Here is a 19942-nt window from a genome sequence, read left to right as displayed (position 1 = left end):
CGGCGCTGTAGGTTGGTGCAGGGGATATTGGGGCGCTACAGGCAGCCGGGCATTTGCCCCTTCGCTGCCCAGAGTATGGCCTTATGCTGGTGCGAATGCACTAAAGTGGTGCGGTTTAGTTATTCACCGTCGGCCGGTGCACAGTAAACGTCACGGGAGCACCGGTTTTCACCTGAACGCCGTTCTCATCAACAATGTGTACACCGGCCTCGTGGGTGCCACGGAAAATGTTTTCAACCGTCAGTTGGCTGGTGGTGGTTTGCCCCACCGGCTGGCCGTCCAGGGTTACCTCGTATTGGTGACCGTCCTGCAAGCCCGGTGAGCTGCTGATTTCAAAGGTCACGTTGCCGTTGCCGCTATGAAATGCCTGGTTATTTTCCGGATAGGTGAGGGCTACGCTTTCGTAGGCCGCGCCTATTTCCTCCACCTGTTTGCGCAGGGTGTCGGGCTCCTGAACGGCTTCGGGTTTGGGCAGGGTAATGGTGGTTACCGGTTTCACATCCACGGTTTCGCCGCCATCCATCGGCTCGTCCGAGAAGGTTACGTTGCCATGTTCGTCCACATGTCTGTAAACCTCCGCCTGGACGGTGGTGGCAAGTAGTAGAACGCCGGCTGCAAGTGCCGTTGCATGTACAAGGGGTGCTTTCATTCCGATAACCTGTTTTCAGTCCTTTAAAACCGGATTATCGACGGGCCTCGCTGCCAATGCAACGTGTGGGGAAAACGGGCAGGTTACAGCTGGTTAACCAAAAAAAGCCCCGCACCTGGCGGGGCTTGAGGGAAGCGGCACCGGCTGGCGGTGCCTGGCTTCGGGTCGATCAGCAGGAGTAGTACAGATCGAACTCGACCGGGTGAGTGGTCATGTTCAGTTTCTCTACTTCGCCCTGTTTCAGCTCGATGTAACCGGCAATCATGTCTTCGGTGAACACGCCGCCGCGGGTCAGGAACTCGTGGTCTTCTTTCAGAGCTTCCAGTGCTTCCTGCAGGGTGGTGGCCACTTGCGGGATGTTCAGCGCTTCTTCCTTCGGCAGGTCATACAGATCCTTGTCCATGGCATCGCCCGGGTGGATCTTGTTCTGGATACCGTCAAGGCCGGCCATCATCAGTGCCGCGAATGCCAGGTACGGGTTGGCGGAGGCATCCGGGAAACGAACTTCCACGCGGCGGGCCTTCGGGCTGTTCACGTACGGGATGCGGATGGAAGCGGAGCGGTTACGGGCGGAGTAGGCCAGCATAACCGGTGCTTCAAAGCCCGGAACCAGTCGCTTGTAGCTGTTGGTGGAGGCGTTGGTGAAGGCGTTGATCGCCTTGGCGTGCTTGATGATGCCGCCAATGTAGTACAGGGCCATTTCGCTCAGGCCAGCATAGCCGTCGCCAGCGAACAGGTTGTTGCCGTCTTTGTTCAGGGACATGTGTACGTGCATGCCGGAACCGTTATCGCCAACCACAGGCTTGGGCATGAAAGTGGCGGTCTTGCCGTAGGCGTGAGCCACGTTGTGCACACAGTATTTCAGGATCTGAACTTCGTCAGCCTTGCGGGTCAGGGTGTTGGCGCCTACGCCGATTTCACACTGGCCGGCGGTACCCACTTCGTGGTGGTGTACTTCGATTTCCAGACCCATGGATTCCATGGCGGCGCACATGGCGCCACGCAGGTCATGCAGGCTGTCTACCGGCGGAACCGGGAAGTAACCGCCTTTAACACCCGGACGGTGGCCGATGTTGTTGCGGTCGAAGTCTTCACCGGAAACCCAGGCGGCTTCCTCGGAGTGGATGTGGTACATCGCACCCTGCATGTCGACGTTCCATTTCACGGAATCGAACACGAAGAATTCCGGTTCCGGGCCGAACAGAGCGCCGTTGGCGATGCCGGTAGACTTCAGGTATTCCTCGGCACGCTTAGCCACGGAGCGCGGGTCACGCTCGTAACCCTGCATGGTGGTCGGCTCGACAATGTCGCAAGTGATGTTGACGGTGGTTTCTTCGGTGAACGGGTCCAGCACGGAAGTCTCGTCGATCGGCATCAGGATCATGTCGGATTCGTTAATGCCTTTCCAGCCGGCAATGGAAGAACCGTCGAACATCTTGCCGTCGGCGAAGAAATCCTCGTCTACTTCGCTGGCGGGCAGAGTCACGTGCTGCTCTTTACCGCGACTGTCGGTAAAGCGCATATCAACCCATTTCACTTCGTGTTCGTTGATCAGATCAATAGTCTTGGACATTGTGCATGCTCCGTTTTATTTGCGTGTTCGTTGTGCCGGATCGTTGCGCTGGTGGCTCGATCTTTTGCAGGTAAAGGCAGCTTACCAGAAGCGGTTTGCCCTTACCTTTCAAATACAGCTGTAAATGATGCTGCAAGCCCCTTGCCAGTTTTGGTTAACTGCGCCAGAAGGGCGCAACTGCAAGGGTTTGGTGCGTGAGCGGTTCGTATTAATGTGTATTTCGCTATCCTTTTGCACCAGAATGGCGCACTAACTTGGTGCATTTTCCGGCTGGCTGCCTGATAACAGTGCGGGAGGCCCTGGATTGTGCGGCTTGCGTCCCCGACACGAGAAAGTCATATAACTGACAGATTAAACCGTGTACAATCTCGCACCCCTTATTTTCATGCCAAGGCCTTCAGGCCGACAGCACATTTTGAGTTGTGTACCCGCATTTGTACAAAGCTCTATTTTTAATGAAGTGAACTCTCTTATATGTCGAATGATATCAGCAAGCTCAGAAACGTAGCCATTATCGCGCACGTAGACCATGGTAAAACGACCCTGGTTGACCAGTTGTTGCGCCAGTCCGGTACCCTTGATCGCAAAGAGCTCGAAAACGAGCGGGTGATGGACTCCAACGACCAGGAAAAAGAACGTGGCATCACCATCCTGGCCAAAAATACGGCCCTGAAATGGAAAGACTACGACATCAATATTGTTGACACCCCGGGCCACGCAGATTTCGGCGGCGAAGTGGAGCGGGTGATGAGCATGGTTGACAGTGTGCTGCTGGTGGTCGATTCCATTGATGGCCCCATGCCGCAGACTCGTTTTGTCACCCAGAAAGCCTTCGACGCCGGCCTGCGCCCGATCGTGGTTGTGAACAAGATTGACCGCCCGGGTGCCCGCCCGGACTGGGTGGTGGATCAGGTGTTTGACCTGTTCGATAACCTTGGCGCCACCGATGAGCAGTTGGATTTCCCGATTGTCTACGCCAGCGCCCTGAACGGTATCGCCGGCATGGAACACGAAGAAATGGACGACAACATGGATGCCGTCTTCCAGGCAATTGTCGACCACGTGCCGGCCCCGGACGTAGACCCGGACGGCCCGTTCCAGATGCAGATCTCCCAGCTGGACTACAACAGCTTCCTGGGTGTAATCGGCATCGGCCGGATCATGCGCGGCAAGGTGAAGACCAATACGCCGATCACTGCTATTGATACCGAAGGCAAAAAGCGCAACGGCCGTATTCTGAAAATCATGGGCCATTCCGGCCTTCAGCGGGTGGAAGTGGACGAAGCCCAGGCCGGCGACATTGTCTGTATCAGCGGCCTGGACGAGCTATTCATCTCCGATACCCTGTGCGATCCCAATAATGTGGAAGCCCTGCCGGCACTGACTGTCGACGAGCCTACCGTATCCATGACCTTCCAGGTAAACGATTCCCCGTTTGCCGGCAAGGAAGGCAAGTACGTGACCAGCCGCAACATCAAGGAGCGTCTGGAGAAGGAACTGCTGCACAACGTGGCACTGCGTGTGGAGCAGGGCGAGTCCGCTGACAAGTTCAAGGTCTCCGGCCGTGGTGAGCTGCATCTGTCCGTTCTGATCGAAAATATGCGCCGTGAAAACTTCGAGCTGGCGGTTGGTCGCCCGGAAGTGGTGATTCGCGAAATCGACGGCGTGAAGCAGGAGCCGTACGAAAATGTGATCGTCGACATCGAAGAGCAGCACCAGGGCCCCGTTATGGAGCAACTGGGTCTGCGCAAGGGCGACATGACCAACATGATCCCGGATGGCAAAGGCCGTATTCGCCTGGACTACACCATTCCGGCCCGTGGTCTGATTGGTTTCCGTAACACCTTCCTGACCATGACCTCAGGCACTGGTATCCTGACGTCCACCTTCAGCCATTACGGTCCGGTCAAAGAAGGTGCCATGGGCAGCCGCCAGAACGGCGTGCTGATTTCCATGGCCAAGGGCACCGCGATGACCTACTCGCTGGAAACCCTGCAGAGCCGTGGCAAGCTGTTCCTGGCGCCGGGTGACGAGATTTACGAAGGCCAGCTGTGTGGCATTCACAGCCGCGACAGCGACATCGTGATCAACCCCACCAAGGCCAAGAAGCTGGATAACATGCGTGCGTCCGGCAAGGACGAGGTGATTGGTCTGGTTCCGCCGATCAAGCACACCCTGGAGCAGGCGCTTGAGTTCATCGACGACGACGAGCTGGTGGAAGTAACGCCGAAATCCATCCGCCTGCGCAAGAAGCTGCTGACCGAAAACGAGCGCAAGCGCGCGAAGAAAGGTTAAAAGCTGCTGCCTCCCCTCTCCACTTGCGGGAGAGGGGCCGGGGGAGAGGGGGAAGTAAATGTCCCTATAACTGGTTGCGCCCTACAACCACTGGTTATACACTCTCCCGCGGTTAATTATGTGCAACCCGGTATTAATCCCTCCGGAGCCAGATGAAAGGACTGATCCAGCGCGTAATTCACGCCAGTGTGGCGGTAGATGGCCAGCAGATTTCCGCTATTGGCCCTGGGCTGCTGTTGCTGTTGGGTGTCGAAAAAAACGATACCGTCAAAGAGGCAAAGGAACTGTGCCAAAAGATTCTCACCTATCGCGTATTCCCTGATGAGCAGGGCCGAATGAACGTTAATGTTCAGGACGCCGGCGGCTCATTGCTGGTTGTTCCCCAGTTCACCCTCGCTGCAGATACCAGTTCCGGCACTCGTCCGGGGTTTTCCCTGGCCGCTGCGCCTGACAAGGCAAAACAGCTGTATCTGGATTTTGTTGCAGAAGCGAGAGCCACGCTGGGCGCAGGCCGTATGGGCGAGGGTGAGTTCGGTGCCGACATGAAAGTCTCGTTACTCAATGATGGGCCGGTCACCTTCATGCTGGACACGGGCGGGAAGCGCAGTTGATGCGCGAAAAAGTGACACAGGTGGCTTCGCTGCCTTATAAGAGTGCGTATATTCAGCGCTGGTCAGTGGCTTTTATGGATATCCAGCTGTGCCTAACGGCGCAGGTGTTTGAATAAAAGCGACTTTTTTTGCGTTGGCCCCGAACTTGTTGGTTTAGGTGCCAGGAAGTGTCGGCACTGTCATAAAACTGCAAGGTTTGGCTGGCATAAATCAGACCTGTGACCGTGCAAGGAAGGCTAAAAAATCGCCATTAAATATTTGCAAATGCACAGGTAATGTATTAAAACGGGACAATCATACAGCGCTTTAAGAAGGCGTTGTAGGTGGTTGAGAGAAAAGACTCGGCAATGCCCAGTCGGACAAGAACAACAAGAAATGTCGGCCTTGTTACGGCAAGCCATGCCGATCGAGCAATCCGGCAGGGCCAGCAATGCTGGAGCTGCCATGAAAAATCGGGATCTGAGCCCGTCGAAAATCTGAGTTAACACAAATAGGAAGACGCAACATGAAAAAGACAATTCTTGCTTCTGCTATCGCAGCTGCATCCTTCTCTGGCGCTGCTTTTGCCCAGGAAAGCAACCTGCCGACTGTTTACGGTAACATTCAGTATGTAATTACTCATTCCGACATCGATGGCGGTCCCTCTGACGTTGAGCATGCGGACAATGGTTCCACCCTCGGCGTAAAGCACGACCACGAGATTGCTCCGGGCCTGAGCGGCTTCTTCAAAGCTGAGCTGGAGTTTGACGCCGATGACAAAAGTAACAACAATGGCCTGGACCAGTTTGATGAAGCCTATATTGGTGTAAGGAGCGATCGCTTCGGTACGATTTGGGTTGGTTCAGACGATTCAACTTACGAGCGTGTCATTGATGAAATTTACAACTACTATGAGCTGGGTTCTCCGAACATTGCCGGTTCATACGACACTGGCGAAGGTGATCTGATTCAGTACTCGACTCCCGGCTTTGGTGGCTTCCAGCTGCACGCTGCGGTTCAATTTAATGGTGACGGTGAAGAATGGGAAAATGACACCGGTGACACCGTCCAAAGTGAAAAATCCTACCCTTACCAGCTGGCCGCTACCTACAGTGTAGACGCGCTTGAGCTGGCTGTTGCCATGGATTCCAATGACGGAGACACTCAATATTCCAAGGACGATGATAAGCCCAGCTTTAACAATGAGAACACCTACGGCCTGCGTGCCAGCTATACTCTGGGCGATCTGCGCCTTACCGGTCAGTACCAGACCCGTAAAGATGTTGTAGATCAGTTCGGCCTGTTCGCTGGTTACACTCTGGGCAAGAACCAGTTTGCTATATCCTACGAGCTGGCTCAGTACGATAAAGAATTCACCCGTCAAGGCGAAGGCGATCTTGATCGGGATACCGTTACTCTGCAGGCGCTTCATAACCTGTCTGACAACATGTACATCTACGCCGAAGGCTACTTCGGTGGTGGTGATGATGTGTACGAGTATAAGGGTGCCGCAAACGCCACAGATTACTCAGACGAGCAAACTGTCGCAGCCGTTGGCGCCGTATACTACTTCTGATCAGCCAATCGGCTAATCACGTAGTATTGTAGTAACAAAAGCCGGTGACTCAGGTCACCGGCTTTTGTCGTTTATAGTTCACTCCTTTCTGCTCAGGAGGTCTCCCATGGCGACAGAGCTTGAAATCAAACTCACTCTCTCGGAACCGGCTCAACGTCAGGCACAGGACTGGCTGCTGGCGCTGCCAGAAGCGCAAAAGGGTGCCCGGAAAACCCTGGTAAACCGTTATTACGACACGCCCAACGCCTTGCTGAATCAGGCCAAAGCCGCGTTACGGGTGCGCCAGGCGGGTGACCGTTATATCCAGACGCTGAAAACCCGTGGCGAGTTTGTGAACGGTGCCCATAACCGCCAGGAATGGGAGTGGGATCTGACCGGTCCGGAACTGGATTTGTCGCTGCTGGAACAAACCCCGCTGCACAACCAGGTGGACTTGAGCGATCTTCAACTGGCGTTTGAAACCAACTTCCAGCGGCAGGAAATTATCCTCAAGGATGGCGATAACGAAATTGAAGTGGCCGTTGATGCCGGCCAGATCCTCGGTGGCGGAAAAGCTATGCCCCTGCACGAGGTGGAGTTTGAGCTGAAGGCCGGTGATGCAGAGTGCCTGATGCAGCAAGCTTCAAAGCTGGCGGAGCAAGTGCCGGTATTTCTGAACCTCGTCAGCAAGGCGGAACAGGGTTATTACCTGGCGGGTATCTACCAGCCCGAACCAAAAACACCGGAAGAGCCGCTCTCAGTTACGGCATTTTTGCATTTGTTGGGCGTCAGCTGGCTGACTGGGAAGTCGATTCAGTTGCCCGAATCTGCGGTGGTCAATATTACAAGCGCGGCAGAGAAGGCGGCGATGGGTGAATGCTGGCAAGAGCTCCGCAATCAACTGCGAAAGGGCGTCAGCACGGCTGTCTTAATCGAGCTGCTCCCAGGGTTAGGGCGCTTGCAGCTGGCATTGGCAGGCCAAAGCTGAGAGAGTAAGAAAAAGGGCACAGGACGTGTCGTCATCAAGCAAGGAGCGCAGCCATGCCCAGCACCAATCACCACGACACCGGCTACAAAGAGCTGTTCAGCCACCCGGAGTTTGTTCAGCAACTGCTTGAGGGCTTTACCCCGCCGGAAATTTCCGGGTTGATGGACTTCAGCACCCTCAAGAATCACAGCGGCAACTACATCACGCCGTTGTTTGAAGAAAAATTCGAGGATGTCGTCTGGTCAGTGGAAGTGACCTGTAATGGTGCCACCCAGCGGATCTTCTTGTATATTCTGCTGGAGTTTCAGTCCACCGTAGACCACACCATGCCCATCCGGCTGATGCATTACGTGGCCTGCTTTTATGATCACCTGCTGAAAACAAAGCAGGCTCATCCCGGGCAGGGTCTGCCACCGATCTTTCCGGTTGTTCTGTACAATGGCGCAAAGCCGTGGCGTGCCAGGCAGGATATCTACGAGATGATCGCGCCGGAGCCACCGGAATTCTTGCGGTCGTATCAGCCGCATCTCCGTTATTATTTGGTGGATGAAGCACGCTATACTGACGAGCAACTGGGATTGGTCCAGAGCCCATTGAGTGGGGTGTTCGGTATTGAAAAGGCCTCAAAAAAGCATGAAGGCTTTCAGAAAGCTGTCGATCGAATCGTTGCTATTATCCAGGCTGATCCCCATAAGCATCGGATAGACAAAATCGTCACCCGCTGGCTTAAGCGGCATTTGCAGCGACTTGGTGCTGACGTTGATCTGGGCCGTTTGAATAGCTTGTTGGAGGAAAAAGACATGTTGGCAGAAAATCTGGAAAGTTGGGCGAAGCAAGAGCAACAACGCGGTCGCCACGAAGGCGTTGAGGCCATGCTTCGCAAGCAAATCAACCTGAAGTTCGGCGAACTGCCTGATTGGGCCGACCAGCGCCTGAAAAATGCGACGGATGACCAGCTGGACGAGTGGGTTATGCAAATTCTGTCCGCAGACAGCCTCACTGCGTTGCTGGGCGAGTAGTAATAAGCGCTCTCCCCAGCCTTTTTAAGGCTTAACCCCATCCGTCGGCGCCTGCCGCGATGCCTCATTCTGCTCATGCATAACACGCCACTGGGCCAGAAATTCCCGGTAGCGCTCCAGCGCCTCTTCCACCACCGACACATCCGGTGTGTCGGCCGAACGTACCAGCACAATCAGCCCCTTGCCTTCCACTTCCTTGTTGGTGTCTGGATGGCAGACCACTTCGTCGTCGTGATCAATGTAGGCCAGTGCAGTGCCAATCCCGTGGCGCACCAGCGCGCTGACAATATCCGCCCAGATCAGATCGTCCAGCTCCAGGTCGTACCGGTGCGGGTGATCCCGCTCGTAATTAAACATGTCTTCCAGCACTTTCTCGGAGCCCGGGGCCACCACGGCCCGAACCATAATCTCCGGGTAAGTGCGCACAGGCCGGATAATGGTGCGTACGCCCAGCGCTTTAAAACGGTCACGGTTACGGTCGCTCACGCATTCCACGGTGGTCCGGTGCCCCAGGTTGGACTCGCTCAGCCGATGGGCGATATCGAAGGTCAGGCTGTCCGATGAAGCATCAGACTCGTCCGCTGCCAGAACGATAATGTGCTTTGCGCTGCCGGCATGCACGGCCTTCAGGGCATCCGGGTCGTTGCCCGCCCCGTGATAGTGCACCAGGCCGCAATCTCTCAGCTCCGCCGGCAAGCCGCTTGGAAACTGTCGGGTCAGCAGCATGATGGGCACGGTGTGGTACTCCGGCACGGAGCGAACCTGGGCGGCGAAGCGCATGAAATACTGCTCACCACCGCTGCGTGGGGTGTTGATGATGACAATGTGGTCTTTCATTTTATAGATCCAGCGTCCTTGAAGAATTTGTTCGCGCCGGTAGAACCGGTATTCAATCACGTCACTGATGATCACCGTGATCATTGTGATCACCCCAATGAACATAATCAGCATAGTGCTGATTCGGCCAAGGTAAGTCTCCGGTGAGAGGTCGCCATAACCCACTGTTGTGGCCGTGGTCATGGTGAGCCAGATGGATTCGAACAGCGTGAGGTCTTCAACCGTCCAGATCACCAGAATTTGCAGCACAACCATGCCGGCTAAAACGCCCAACAGGCGCTTCACGCGGCTGCGGATCATCTGGCCCATGGGCAGGTGGGTTTCACTATGCTCCGGGTTCAGGGAGCGGCGCAGTGGCAGCATTCGGCGGTTCGCCTTCAGTCGGGAGTGAGTTCGTTATACAGTACCCGAAATATAACAGAGAGACAGGGGAGTGCATGTATGTCTGAGCCTTGGAGTGATATGCCGGCGTTACTGGCAGAGGATGTGTCGGGTTGCTGGTCGGCGGTGTTTCCGGAGCAGGTGCCGGCCTGGTTGTTGGACAGCGGCCTGTCGGAAACCGATATCGCCGAGGCTCTGGCCCGCAGCCTGTTCCTGCGGGAAACCCTGGAGCGCCACCCCGAGCAGATCCAGGTGGCGGTGGCAGCCCGCCCGCTGACCGAGCCAACCACCGAGCAATGGCTGGCTGAGCGCTGGGCGCAATTCCTGGAAGGCGTCGACAGTGAGCCCTCTCTGCACGCCGCCCTCCGGCAATTCCGCCGCGAAGTCCAGTTCCGCATCATCTGGCGTGACCTGATGCGCTGGGCCGATCTGCACGAGACCATGGCAGCCGCCAGTATGCTGGCGGACACCTGCATCGATGGCGCTTTGAGCTGGCTTTACGAGAAAGCCTGTGAGGAATTCGGCACTCCCTACGGCGCAGACCCGGTGACCGGCGAAGACGTGCCACAGAAGATGGTGGTGCTGGGTATGGGCAAACTCGGTGGCCGTGAGTTGAACGTGTCTTCGGACATTGACCTGATTTTCGGCTTTCCCTCCAAGGGCGAAACCCGTGGCGGGCGCCGGGCGCTGGATAACCAGCAGTTCTTCGTGCGCCTTGGCCAGCGGTTGATTCAGGCGCTGGACCAGATTACCGCCGACGGCTTTGTGTTCCGCACCGACATGCGCCTGCGCCCCTACGGCCAGAGTGGCGCCCTGGCGCTCAGCTTTGCTGCGTTGGAAACCTATTATCAGGACCAGGGCCGTGACTGGGAGCGTTACGCCATGGTCAAGGCCCGCGTGGTGGCCGGCGATCAGCGCGCCGGCGAGGTCTTAATGGAAACCCTGCGCCCGTTTGTTTACCGCAAGTACATTGATTTCAGCGCGTTTGAATCGCTGCGGGCGATGAAAGCGATGATCAGCCGCGAAGTGCGCCGCAAGGGGCTGGAAAACAACATCAAACTCGGTAGCGGTGGCATTCGTGAAATCGAATTTGTGGTTCAGGCGTTCCAACTGATTCGGGGCGGCCGTGACCGCGAGCTTCAGCAGCGCGAATTGCTGACCATTCTCAAAGAGCTTGAAGAACTGGAGTTGCTGCCTTCACCCGTGGTGAAAGAGCTTCGTGAGGCCTATATCTTCCTGCGTAATCTGGAGCACGCACTGCAGGGCATGGAAGACAAACAGACCCAGATCCTTCCGGAAGACGCGCTCTCCCAGGCCCGTGTAGCCCGCATCATGGGCTTTGACGACTGGGCTGCTTGCCAGCAGGCGCTGGCGGAGCATCGGGAAAAAGTGGCCAAACACTTCGCCAACATTATCGCTACCGAAGACGAGGATGAACAAGAGGAGTCCCAGGTAGGCGACGGTTGCTTTGAGCTGTGGCTGGATGAAATGGACGAGCCCCATGCACTGGAGTGGCTGGCGGAACAGGGCTTTGAAAACCCCGAAGACAGTTACAAGCGCCTGAAAGAATTGCGTGAAAGCCGTACGGTAACGGGCCTGCAAACCCAGGGCCGAAAACGCCTGAACCAGTTCATGCCCATGCTGCTGAGCGCCCTGGCCGAAGTGGAAGGCAGCTCAAAAACTTTGGAGCGGGTGTTGCAGCTGGTGGAAGCCATTCTGCGGCGTACCGCTTATATGGTTCTGCTGCTGGAAAACCCGGGTGCCCTCACGCAGCTGGTGCGTTTGTGCAGCGAAAGCCCCTGGATTGCCAGCCTGCTGGCGGAAACCCCGCTGTTGCTGGACGAGCTGCTGAACGCGGAAAATCTGTACAACCCGCCCACCAAGGATGAGTTGCAGGACGAACTGCGCCAGCAAATGCTGCGCATTCCGTTTGAAGACCTCGAAGAGCAGATGGAATCGCTGCGCCATTTCAAAAAAGCGCACATCCTGCGGGTAGCGGCATCCGAATTGAAGGGCACCCTGCCGCTGATGAAAGTGAGTGATTACCTCACCTGGATTGCCGAAGTGGTGCTGGACCACGTGGTGGAGGTGGCCTTCTCTAACCTGGTAAGCCGCCACGGCTATCCGCGCCGTGCGGATGGCTCCGCCTGCGACACCGACTTTGCCATTATCGGATACGGCAAGCTGGGGGGCATTGAGCTGGGTTACACCTCGGATCTGGATCTGGTGTTTGTGCATCAGGCCGACCCGCAACTGGCGACTGATGGCGGTAAACCCATCGACAACGCGGTGTTCTACACCCGGCTGGGCCAACGGATTGTACACATCCTCAATACCCAGACGCCGTCCGGGCAGCTGTATGAGGTGGATATGCGCCTGCGCCCCTCTGGTAACTCCGGGCTTCTGGTCAGCACCCTGAAGGCGTTCGAGAAGTACCAGCAGAACGATGCCTGGACCTGGGAGCACCAGGCGCTGGCCCGTGCCCGTGGTGTGGCTGGCTGCAAGGACACCCTGGCCGGCTTCGAGAAAATTCGCCACGACATTCTGTGCCAGCAGCGGGATAAAACCGCTTTGCGGGAAGAAGTGGTGAAAATGCGCGAAAAAATGCGCGACACCCTCGGCACGCCCGAATCCAAGAGAGCGGAGGTGTTCCACATCAAGCATGACAACGGCGGCATTATCGATATCGAGTTTCTGGTGCAGTACCTGATGCTGGCCTGGAGCGCGGAGTATCCGGAATTGACCGGATATTCCGACAATATCCGCCAGATGGAAGAACTCGGCCGCGTGGGTATCTTGCCGGTGGAAGACACGGAAAAGCTGCGTGAAGCCTTCATCACCCTGCGCTCCACCATTCACCGCCGGGCTCTGCAAAACCTGAACAGCCAGGTGGAAGGCGATGCCTTCCCCGAGGAGCGGGCCTACATACAAAGTATGTGGCAAAAAGTGATGCTGGATTGATGAAAATCGCCACATGGTTAGCAGGCTAAATTTATTTCCGGCGGACTTTCCTGCTAAAATGCCCGGTCCCCGAAAACCGCTTAATCAGGAGCAGAAAACAATGTCGATGGCTGATCGCGATGGCCTTATCTGGGTGGATGGTGAAATGGTTCCCTGGAGGGAAGCCAAAACTCACGTCCTTACCCATACCCTGCATTATGGTCTTGGATGCTTTGAGGGTGTGCGTGCCTACAACACTGCAAACGGCCCGGCCATTTTCCGCTTGCAAGAGCACACTGACCGGTTGTTCCGTTCTGCCCATATCCTCAATATGAAAATGCCGTTCAGCAAAGAGCAGCTGAATGAAGCGCAGTGTGCGGCGGTGCGGGAGAACAACCTGGACGAAGCCTATCTGCGCCCCATGGTGTTCCTGGGTTCCGAAGGCATGGGCCTGCGCGCCGATAACCTGAAGGTTCACGTAATGGTGGCAGCGTGGCATTGGCCGTCTTATATGTCGCCAGAAGCCAGGGAGCTGGGTATCAAGGTGCGTACCTCCTCTTATACCCGCCACCATGTCAACATTACCATGTGCAAGGCCAAGGCCAACGGCAACTATATCAACTCCATGCTGGCGTTGAACGAAGCCATTACCAGCGGCGCCGAAGAGGCCCTGCTGCTGGATAACGAAGGCTACGTGGCTGAAGGTTCTGGCGAGAACATCTTCATCGTACGCGACGGCGTGCTGCACACCCCGGAACTGACTTCCTGCCTGGAAGGCATCACCCGCGCCACCATCCTCGACTTCGCCCGCGACATGGGGCTGGAAGTAAAAGAGCGTCGCATCACCCGCGATGAAGTCTACATCGCCGAAGAAGCCTTCTTCACCGGCACCGCCGCCGAAGTGCTGCCCATCCGTGAACTGGATGGCCGCCAGATTGGTGGAGGTAAACGTGGGCCGGTTACTGAGAAGCTGCAGGCTAAGTACTTTGCGGCGGTTAAGGGTGAGTTGCCGGAGCATTCGGATTGGTTGACTTACGTTAATAGCTGATCGTGATTCTGACGAACCCCGCCTTTCCGAATGTCACTGAAGCCTGGTTTGATCCTGACTATTGGGGAGCACAAGCCAGGCCGGTGGATGCGGGTGGGCGGGGCAGTGCCTGGTTTGTGGATGCCGGTGAACATGGCCTGGTGCTAAGGCAGTACCGTCGAGGAGGTTTTGTTGCCAAAATTTCGGAGAAACAATATCTTTTCACGGGCTACAAGCGGGTACGCTCAATTGCCGAGTTTGAGCTGTTAAAAGAGTTGTACGATCTCGATTTACCCGTGCCGCAACCGGTGGCAGCCTGGTATGAGCGAAAGGGGCCGGTTTATCAGGCGTCGATTATTGTTGAGCGGATACCGGGGGCCGTTACGTTTGGTTCCGTTTGGCGAGATCTGCCTGAGGAAACTTGGGCCGAGATAGGGCGGGTTATTCGGCAGTTTCATGATGCTGGGGTGTTTCACGCGGATCTGAACTGTTTCAACATCCTTCTGGTAGGTGAAACGGCTTATCTTATCGACTTTGACCGGGGATACCTTCTGCGTTGGAATGATATGAAAGACAATCTAAAAGAGGTCAGCCTTCAACGCTTATATCGTTCCCTTAAAAAGAACCTGTGTAATTCCGAAGAGTTTGCGCTTTTAGAAAAGCAATGGGCGGCTCTCGTATCCGCATACCAAACCGTTCCTTAGGGGCGAGCTCTGCCTATTTGTTGCGATTACTTTCTATCACGATGAACAATTCAAAGGAATCCGTCTGCTCGTTTTACGACCCAGTTGCTGGCTATAGAGTACTCACAACAAAGCCAGAAGCTGATGCTCGGAAGCTGGTCAGAAAAATCGTCTCAAATAGTCTTCAATTTAAGACTATTTTCAAAGATAGACCGAAATGTCTAGTCGCCTCGTTTGAAGCTGGAGAAGCGGAAGAACTAGTGCTTAAGGTTCCAAAAGCCAGAAGCAGTAGGCCTTGGGAGCGCTTTTTAACACTTTTCCGAGATGGAGAGGGCATTAGGCAGTTCCGTAATATGCAAGCACTAGTCGAGCTGGGAATACTTGGTCCCCGACCGATTTTGGCGGCTGAGAGGCGCCGTTATGGAGTAGTACTTGATAGCTTCTATGTGTACGGCTTGATAGAAGGAAGGCAGGCATCACATAGAGATTTGCCAAAAATCATAGAAGTGCTCGCTCCTCTTTATAGGCAAGGTTTTCGTCGTTCGGATCCTCGTGTTGCAAATCATATTGTCGATGGTGAAAAGGTTTATCTGATTGATTTTCGGATTACCAAGCCGAGATTTTTCGGGCATCTCAGGTGCGCTGTAGAAGTTTGTCAGTTAGCTGGTAACCTTTCTCGTGCACTGGAAGTTGGGCACTATTACGGCTATAGCAGGTCTACCCTTATCGTCGCTTGGCGTTTTTGGCGAGCATCGCAGTGGTTGCGGAAGAGGAAACAAACAATGAAGCGGAAGTTACTTCCATGAATTGAGGTCGCTATTGCCGTGATGTATGCCGCTATACCGTTAGCTCAGTACTGGAATACTCCGAACCCAATATTTGGAAGATGAAGCATGAAAATTGCGCTGGTTCATATGCGGCATGCATACAGTGGCGGTACCGAACTGTTTCTTAATCAGCTTGCTATGTATTTAGTGGAAAAGGGAGAGGAAGTAACCATTATTTGTCGTTCCCATGTTGCTCCGCCGGACCCACGCGTAAAGTTTATAAAGCTTGGAGGCTTTGCCGTTGGTAAGGGGCATCGCATGTGGAAATTTGCCAAAGCTGTAGAGAAACACGTTTCAGAAAACCATTATGATTTTGTCTATGGGTTGGGAAAGACCTGGACGCACGATATGTTGCGAATAGGTGGGGGAACCCATCTTGATCTTGTACGTTCCATGCAGGATGGGCGTAAAAGGCTGAAGGATAAAGTTGCCATTGCTATCGAAAAGAAAGCAATGGCTAAGGGTGCTTACCGTCATATAGTGGCGAACTCGCATAAAAGTGCCCGCGAGATTCAGAGCTCCTACGGAGTGGAAAAGAAGCACATTTCTGTAATACATAATTTCGTTGACACGCAGAGATTCAATCGTGAACGGGTGAAAGATAAGGCGGAAAAGCTCAGCCGTGCTCTTGGTTTGTCCGGCGGCGCCCCTGTTTTCTTATTTTTTGGTTCCGGGTATGACAGGAAGGGTTTGAAAGAAGCCATGAAGGCTTTTTCGATGTTGGGCTTTCCGGCTTGGCTTTTGATTGCAGGGAGAGAAAATCACCAAGATGTATATGAAGACTATGCGAACTCTCTTGGGATAACTGAAAGTTGCCGGTTTATGGGTGAGCAAAGAGAGCCTGAGCTTTGGTTTTCTATTGCGGATTGCTATGTTCTCCCAACAAAGTATGAACCTTTTGGTTTCACAGTTATCGAAGCTTTGTCTTGTGGTACCCCTGTCATAACAACGGAAAACTGTGGTGCGAAAGAGGTTTTGAGCTCTAGCGTTTCGACAGTAGTGGGAGCGAATGTCGATCCGAGTGAAATGGCCGAAGCCATGAGTTTCTGGGTAGGTAGACGCAATGAGCAGGAGTTGCGAGAGTCCTGTCGGAGCTCAATTTTGAAGCTAGATATATCAGAGGTGATGGAGCAGAACTATCAAAAAATTCTGGAAGTCCACCGAGGAAAATGTGATTGATATGGAAGATTTTACGCAGTGGCGGGAAGTGGGCCGAGGCGACGAGCGTGTATGTTATGAGAACCCAAATGATCCAATGCGCTGTGTAAAGGTGAGTCGGAAAGAGAAATGCAAGCAATCAAAGCGTGAAATTCGATATTTTCAGTATCTAGTTAAGCGGAATGTTCCATTTATCCACATTCCGGAATTTTACGGAGTAGTGGAAACCGATACGCTGATAGGTATCGACCAGCAGTTGATAAAGTCCCCCTCTGGAGGCCAGCCTCCTGATATTCGCCATTATTTAAAGCTGCAGTTGTCGAAAGCTGAACAGGAGGAATTTTGGCAAGCATTGGCGGAACTGAAAGGCTATTTGCTAAAATATAACGTTATTCCTTGTGATCTCGTGATGAGTAACATTTTAATTGTTAAAGAGAAAGATGGAATTCGCAGTGTGATGGTGGATGGTTTTGGTGCGACAGAGTTCTTGGGCCTTTCTAATTATTTTCGTTACATTGGCCGAAAGAAAATTGAGAGAAAGTGGAAGAGATTTATAGATGATATGGTTCTTCCACATTTTAGGGAGCGCCACGCCTTTATAAGGCAAGGGGATCACGAATAGGGCGATAACCTCAAAATTGAATTCTGTTCGCGTGCCCCTCAATTTTGACAGAAAAACTCATTAATGCTCTCAATCACTCGATCCTGCTCCATTTGCTCCAACCCATAGTACATTGGCAGTCTCACCAGTCTTTCACTCTCTGAGGTTGTGAACCTGTCCTCGCCATGAAAGTGCCCGAAATGCTGACCAGCCAGAGACGTATGTAGCGGTACATAATGGAAAACAGCCAGAACTTCTGAGGCTTTCAAGTGACTTAGCAATGCTGTGCGTTCGTGCAGATTGGCAACTTTGAGATAAAACATATGAGCATTGTGTTCACAGCCTGGAGGTATCCGGGGGAGACTGACATTGTTTGCTTTTTGCAGTGGTATTAATCCGTCGTGGTAACGCTGCCAAGTAGCACGCCGGTTTGCATTGATGAGTTCTGCCGCATCCAGCTGAGCCAAGAGGTAGGCCGCTTGCAGCTCACTTGGCAAATAACTGCTACCAACGTCCACCCACTGATACTTATCGACCATTCCTCGGAAGAACTGGCTGCGGTTAGTTCCTTTCTCTCGAATGATCTCAGCACGTTGTGCAAAGTCGTCATCATTGATGATTAGCAGGCCGCCTTCGCCACCGCTGGTGTAATTTTTGGTCTCATGGAAACTGAAGGTGCCGAAGTGCCCAATGGTACCCAGCGCTCGGCCTTTGTAGGTGCTCATCATAGCTTGCGCTGCGTCTTCAACTACGAAGAGGCCGTATCGCTCGGCTATATTCATGATGACGTCCATTTCGCAGGCTACACCCGCATAATGTACTGGCACAATAGCTTTTGTTTTAGGAGTGATTGCTGCTTCTATAAGCTGTTCATCGATATTCATGGTATCTGGGCGGATATCCACGAACACAGTTCTGGCCCCTCTCAGTACAAATGCGTTCGCAGTGCTTACAAACGTATAGCTCGGAAGGATGACCTCGTCACCGGGCTTTATATCGATTAGTATTGCAGCCAGTTCTAGAGCTGCAGTGCAAGAAGGTGTTAACAGGGTTTTCGTGGCAGGGAGCCTGGACTCGAACCATTGTTGGCATTGTTGACTAAACGGACCGTCTCCGGACAGTTTGTTATTGCCCAACGCTTCGTTAATGTATTGGCTCTCGCCACCGGTGAGAGGAGGCCTATTAAATGGAATCATTTTCGTGCTCTTTTAGAAATTGTGTTTCAAGCTCTAGTAGGTCTCGTTTTCGTTCTTTGATGCGTCTAGCAGGGTTGCCAGAGTAAATACCCCAAGGTTTAGTGCTTTTATTAACTAAAGTCATGGCCCCAACAGAACAACCCTCAGCAAGATTGACTCCCGGAAATACTACAGAGCTTGCGCCGATGATGACGTGCTTGCCTACAGTCACCCGTGCTTTGCGTTCCCGCTTAAATTGGGCAGTAACGGTCGGGTTGGTTAAAGTTCTCCCCGAGTAGTCATCAGACTGAGAAAATACCTGTACACCGTATGCAAGACCTGAAAAATCACCCATAATGATTCCTTTATCGCCCCCAGCAACGAGGCAGAATGGCGCTATATGGACATGCATGCCAAAGGTTATATTTCCCGAGATGACACAGAAATCGTCAATACGGGAATAGTCTCCTAGCTCAATTAATTCGGGGTTATAGATACTGGCATTGGAGCTGACCTTTACCCCTTTACCTACAGCCTTAAAGCCAAACTCTTGAACTTCCCGCTCGGTTAGATATGCCACGTCATTCCTCAAAAATTTTTGTAAGTTGGCGAACCAATGTTCTTCTCGAAAAATTTTCTCGTGCTATCCGGCTATTCTCGTAAATCTTTGAGTTATCGAATGGTCGAAGGGTAATGTCTGCTGAGTCGCCAAGGGTGAAGCCTAAGTTCTCCAGCATTTTCCACTGGGTGACATCACTGCGCAGGAACACCCGCTTCCCCATGGCTAGGAGAGTGATGGTATTGCCCATGGCCTGTTGTCGATGATGATTAAAAATAGCAATATCGATGCTTTTTAAGAACTCTACGTATTTGTCGAATGCCAAAAAACTTGTCAAGGGGACGAACTTATCACCGAAGTGATTGTGGCCAGAATCAATAACTTTTTGGGCGTAAGATTGGTCCCCATATGATAAGGGGCAATATATTTTTATGTCATGTTCCTTGTACGGCAGAAGTCTCTCAAGCGCTTCTATGTGATTGTTGCTGGGGTCGGCAGAATTTCCAAGTAAAATTTTTATTTTAGAGTCGGGATTCTGGATTTTTGGTGACTCAGGAACTATGTCGAAGTCAACTACATTGCTAATATATATCAAGCATTCATGATATTTCCCGGTCGCCCCGTACCACTTTCGTGCGAGTTCAACATCACCAGGAATATATGTAACGATATGTCCAAGTCGCTTTATAATAAAAGATCTTTTTAGTTCCTTGATTTTTTGAGAAACTTTTGGTTTGGGTGACTGGTATTGGTATAAGTCACCGCCACGGATTACCCAGTAACATTTTTTTAAAAGGTGTGGATTGACGAGCAAAACATTTAGCACACGTCGATTTAGCCCGTGTAAGATTATTTTTTCTGCACGGTTCATCAAAAGGAAAAGTTTTATCAAAGAGAGCGCACGATCTCCAAGGGTGTCCTTGTCGAAGTGAATATTTTTTCTGCGTTCAATTGGTGTAGACTTTAGTTTTCTTGCCCCCGATAGCCAGAATTCATGATCTTGGTCCGGGAATTCATTGTTAATAAGTGAGATGAACGGAACCATGAACTTGTTAACAGTAGCAATATGTAAAATCATCCGATTG

At 53.1% G+C, this 19942-nt stretch carries 17 protein-coding genes; 11 read left to right on the top strand and 6 right to left on the bottom strand.

The window, feature by feature from the left end; all coding sequences use genetic code 11:
• Positions 1 to 115: 115 nt before the first annotated feature.
• Complete coding sequence (locus BMZ63_RS12865; protein WP_091706084.1) at positions 116 to 649, bottom strand: DUF4124 domain-containing protein; 534 nt, start codon at positions 647 to 649, stop codon at positions 116 to 118.
• 169 nt (positions 650 to 818) lie between these two features.
• The gene (glnA, locus tag BMZ63_RS12860) at positions 819 to 2222 is read right to left on the bottom strand and encodes a glutamate--ammonia ligase (RefSeq protein ID WP_091706083.1); all 1404 of its coding nucleotides are present in this window, start codon (positions 2220 to 2222) and stop codon (positions 819 to 821) included.
• A gap of 474 nt (positions 2223 to 2696) precedes the next feature.
• Here glnA and typA point away from each other — a divergent pair, with 474 nt between their 5' ends.
• From typA to BMZ63_RS12835, 5 genes are all read left to right on the top strand, one after another.
• Complete coding sequence (typA, locus tag BMZ63_RS12855; RefSeq protein ID WP_091706081.1) at positions 2697 to 4517, top strand: translational GTPase TypA; 1821 nt, start codon at positions 2697 to 2699, stop codon at positions 4515 to 4517.
• A gap of 152 nt (positions 4518 to 4669) precedes the next feature.
• A complete protein-coding gene (gene dtd, locus BMZ63_RS12850; RefSeq protein WP_091706079.1) occupies positions 4670 to 5128 on the top strand; it encodes a D-aminoacyl-tRNA deacylase in 459 nt (152 codons plus the stop codon).
• 505 nt (positions 5129 to 5633) lie between these two features.
• On the top strand, positions 5634 to 6683 hold the full coding sequence (locus tag BMZ63_RS12845; protein WP_091706077.1) for a porin: 1050 nt from the start codon (positions 5634 to 5636) through the stop codon (positions 6681 to 6683).
• 106 nt (positions 6684 to 6789) lie between these two features.
• Positions 6790 to 7650: a CYTH domain-containing protein gene (locus tag BMZ63_RS12840; protein WP_091706075.1), complete on the top strand. Its 861-nt coding sequence runs from the start codon at positions 6790 to 6792 to the stop codon at positions 7648 to 7650.
• A 53-nt stretch (positions 7651 to 7703) separates the two neighbouring features.
• Positions 7704 to 8669 (top strand): Rpn family recombination-promoting nuclease/putative transposase, encoded by a 966-nt coding sequence (locus BMZ63_RS12835; RefSeq protein ID WP_091706074.1) that lies wholly within the window; start codon positions 7704 to 7706, stop codon positions 8667 to 8669.
• A gap of 24 nt (positions 8670 to 8693) precedes the next feature.
• Here BMZ63_RS12835 and BMZ63_RS12830 read toward each other — a convergent pair whose 3' ends face one another.
• The gene (locus tag BMZ63_RS12830; RefSeq protein WP_091706072.1) at positions 8694 to 9869 is read right to left on the bottom strand and encodes a potassium channel family protein; all 1176 of its coding nucleotides are present in this window, start codon (positions 9867 to 9869) and stop codon (positions 8694 to 8696) included.
• 78 nt (positions 9870 to 9947) lie between these two features.
• Between BMZ63_RS12830 and glnE the strand changes: the two genes are divergently transcribed.
• From glnE to BMZ63_RS12805, 6 genes are all read left to right on the top strand, one after another.
• Positions 9948 to 12848 carry a bifunctional [glutamate--ammonia ligase]-adenylyl-L-tyrosine phosphorylase/[glutamate--ammonia-ligase] adenylyltransferase gene (gene glnE, locus BMZ63_RS12825; protein ID WP_091706070.1) on the top strand — a complete coding sequence of 967 codons (2901 nt, stop codon included), beginning with the start codon at positions 9948 to 9950 and terminating at the stop codon, positions 12846 to 12848.
• Positions 12849 to 12948: 100 nt separating this feature from the next.
• Positions 12949 to 13875 carry a branched-chain amino acid transaminase gene (locus BMZ63_RS12820; RefSeq protein WP_091706069.1) on the top strand — a complete coding sequence of 309 codons (927 nt, stop codon included), beginning with the start codon at positions 12949 to 12951 and terminating at the stop codon, positions 13873 to 13875.
• 2 nt (positions 13876 to 13877) lie between these two features.
• Positions 13878 to 14558, top strand: coding sequence for a 3-deoxy-D-manno-octulosonic acid kinase (locus tag BMZ63_RS12815; protein ID WP_177187082.1), 681 nt, complete (start codon positions 13878 to 13880; stop codon positions 14556 to 14558).
• A complete protein-coding gene (locus tag BMZ63_RS14910; RefSeq protein ID WP_143072220.1) occupies positions 14519 to 15343 on the top strand; it encodes a BUD32 family EKC/KEOPS complex subunit in 825 nt (274 codons plus the stop codon). Before BMZ63_RS12815 ends, BMZ63_RS14910 begins: the two co-directional genes overlap by 40 nt.
• Positions 15344 to 15430: 87 nt before the next feature.
• On the top strand, positions 15431 to 16543 hold the full coding sequence (locus tag BMZ63_RS12810) for a glycosyltransferase family 4 protein (protein WP_091706066.1): 1113 nt from the start codon (positions 15431 to 15433) through the stop codon (positions 16541 to 16543).
• Position 16544: 1 nt separating this feature from the next.
• On the top strand, positions 16545 to 17144 hold the full coding sequence (locus BMZ63_RS12805; RefSeq protein WP_091706064.1) for a YrbL family protein: 600 nt from the start codon (positions 16545 to 16547) through the stop codon (positions 17142 to 17144).
• A 38-nt stretch (positions 17145 to 17182) separates the two neighbouring features.
• Here BMZ63_RS12805 and rffA read toward each other — a convergent pair whose 3' ends face one another.
• Genes rffA through BMZ63_RS12790 form a run of 3 tightly spaced genes read right to left on the bottom strand, consistent with a single transcriptional unit; the run spans position 17183 to position 19935 of the window.
• Entirely contained in the window at positions 17183 to 18319 is a 1137-nt protein-coding gene (rffA, locus tag BMZ63_RS12800; RefSeq protein ID WP_091706063.1) for a dTDP-4-amino-4,6-dideoxygalactose transaminase, read from the bottom strand.
• On the bottom strand, positions 18306 to 18878 hold the full coding sequence (locus BMZ63_RS12795; RefSeq protein WP_091706061.1) for an acyltransferase: 573 nt from the start codon (positions 18876 to 18878) through the stop codon (positions 18306 to 18308). The genes rffA and BMZ63_RS12795 overlap by 14 nt, the downstream gene beginning before the upstream one ends.
• Position 18879: 1 nt before the next feature.
• Positions 18880 to 19935 carry a TDP-N-acetylfucosamine:lipid II N-acetylfucosaminyltransferase family protein gene (locus BMZ63_RS12790; protein ID WP_091706059.1) on the bottom strand — a complete coding sequence of 352 codons (1056 nt, stop codon included), beginning with the start codon at positions 19933 to 19935 and terminating at the stop codon, positions 18880 to 18882.
• Positions 19936 to 19942 lie beyond the last annotated feature (7 nt).

The organism is Marinobacter persicus, assembly GCF_900114155.1.
Taxonomy (GTDB): Bacteria; Pseudomonadota; Gammaproteobacteria; order Pseudomonadales; family Oleiphilaceae; genus Marinobacter; species Marinobacter persicus.
Note: the sequence above shows the minus strand (reverse complement) of the source record. Positions and strands in the feature narration are given on the sequence as shown.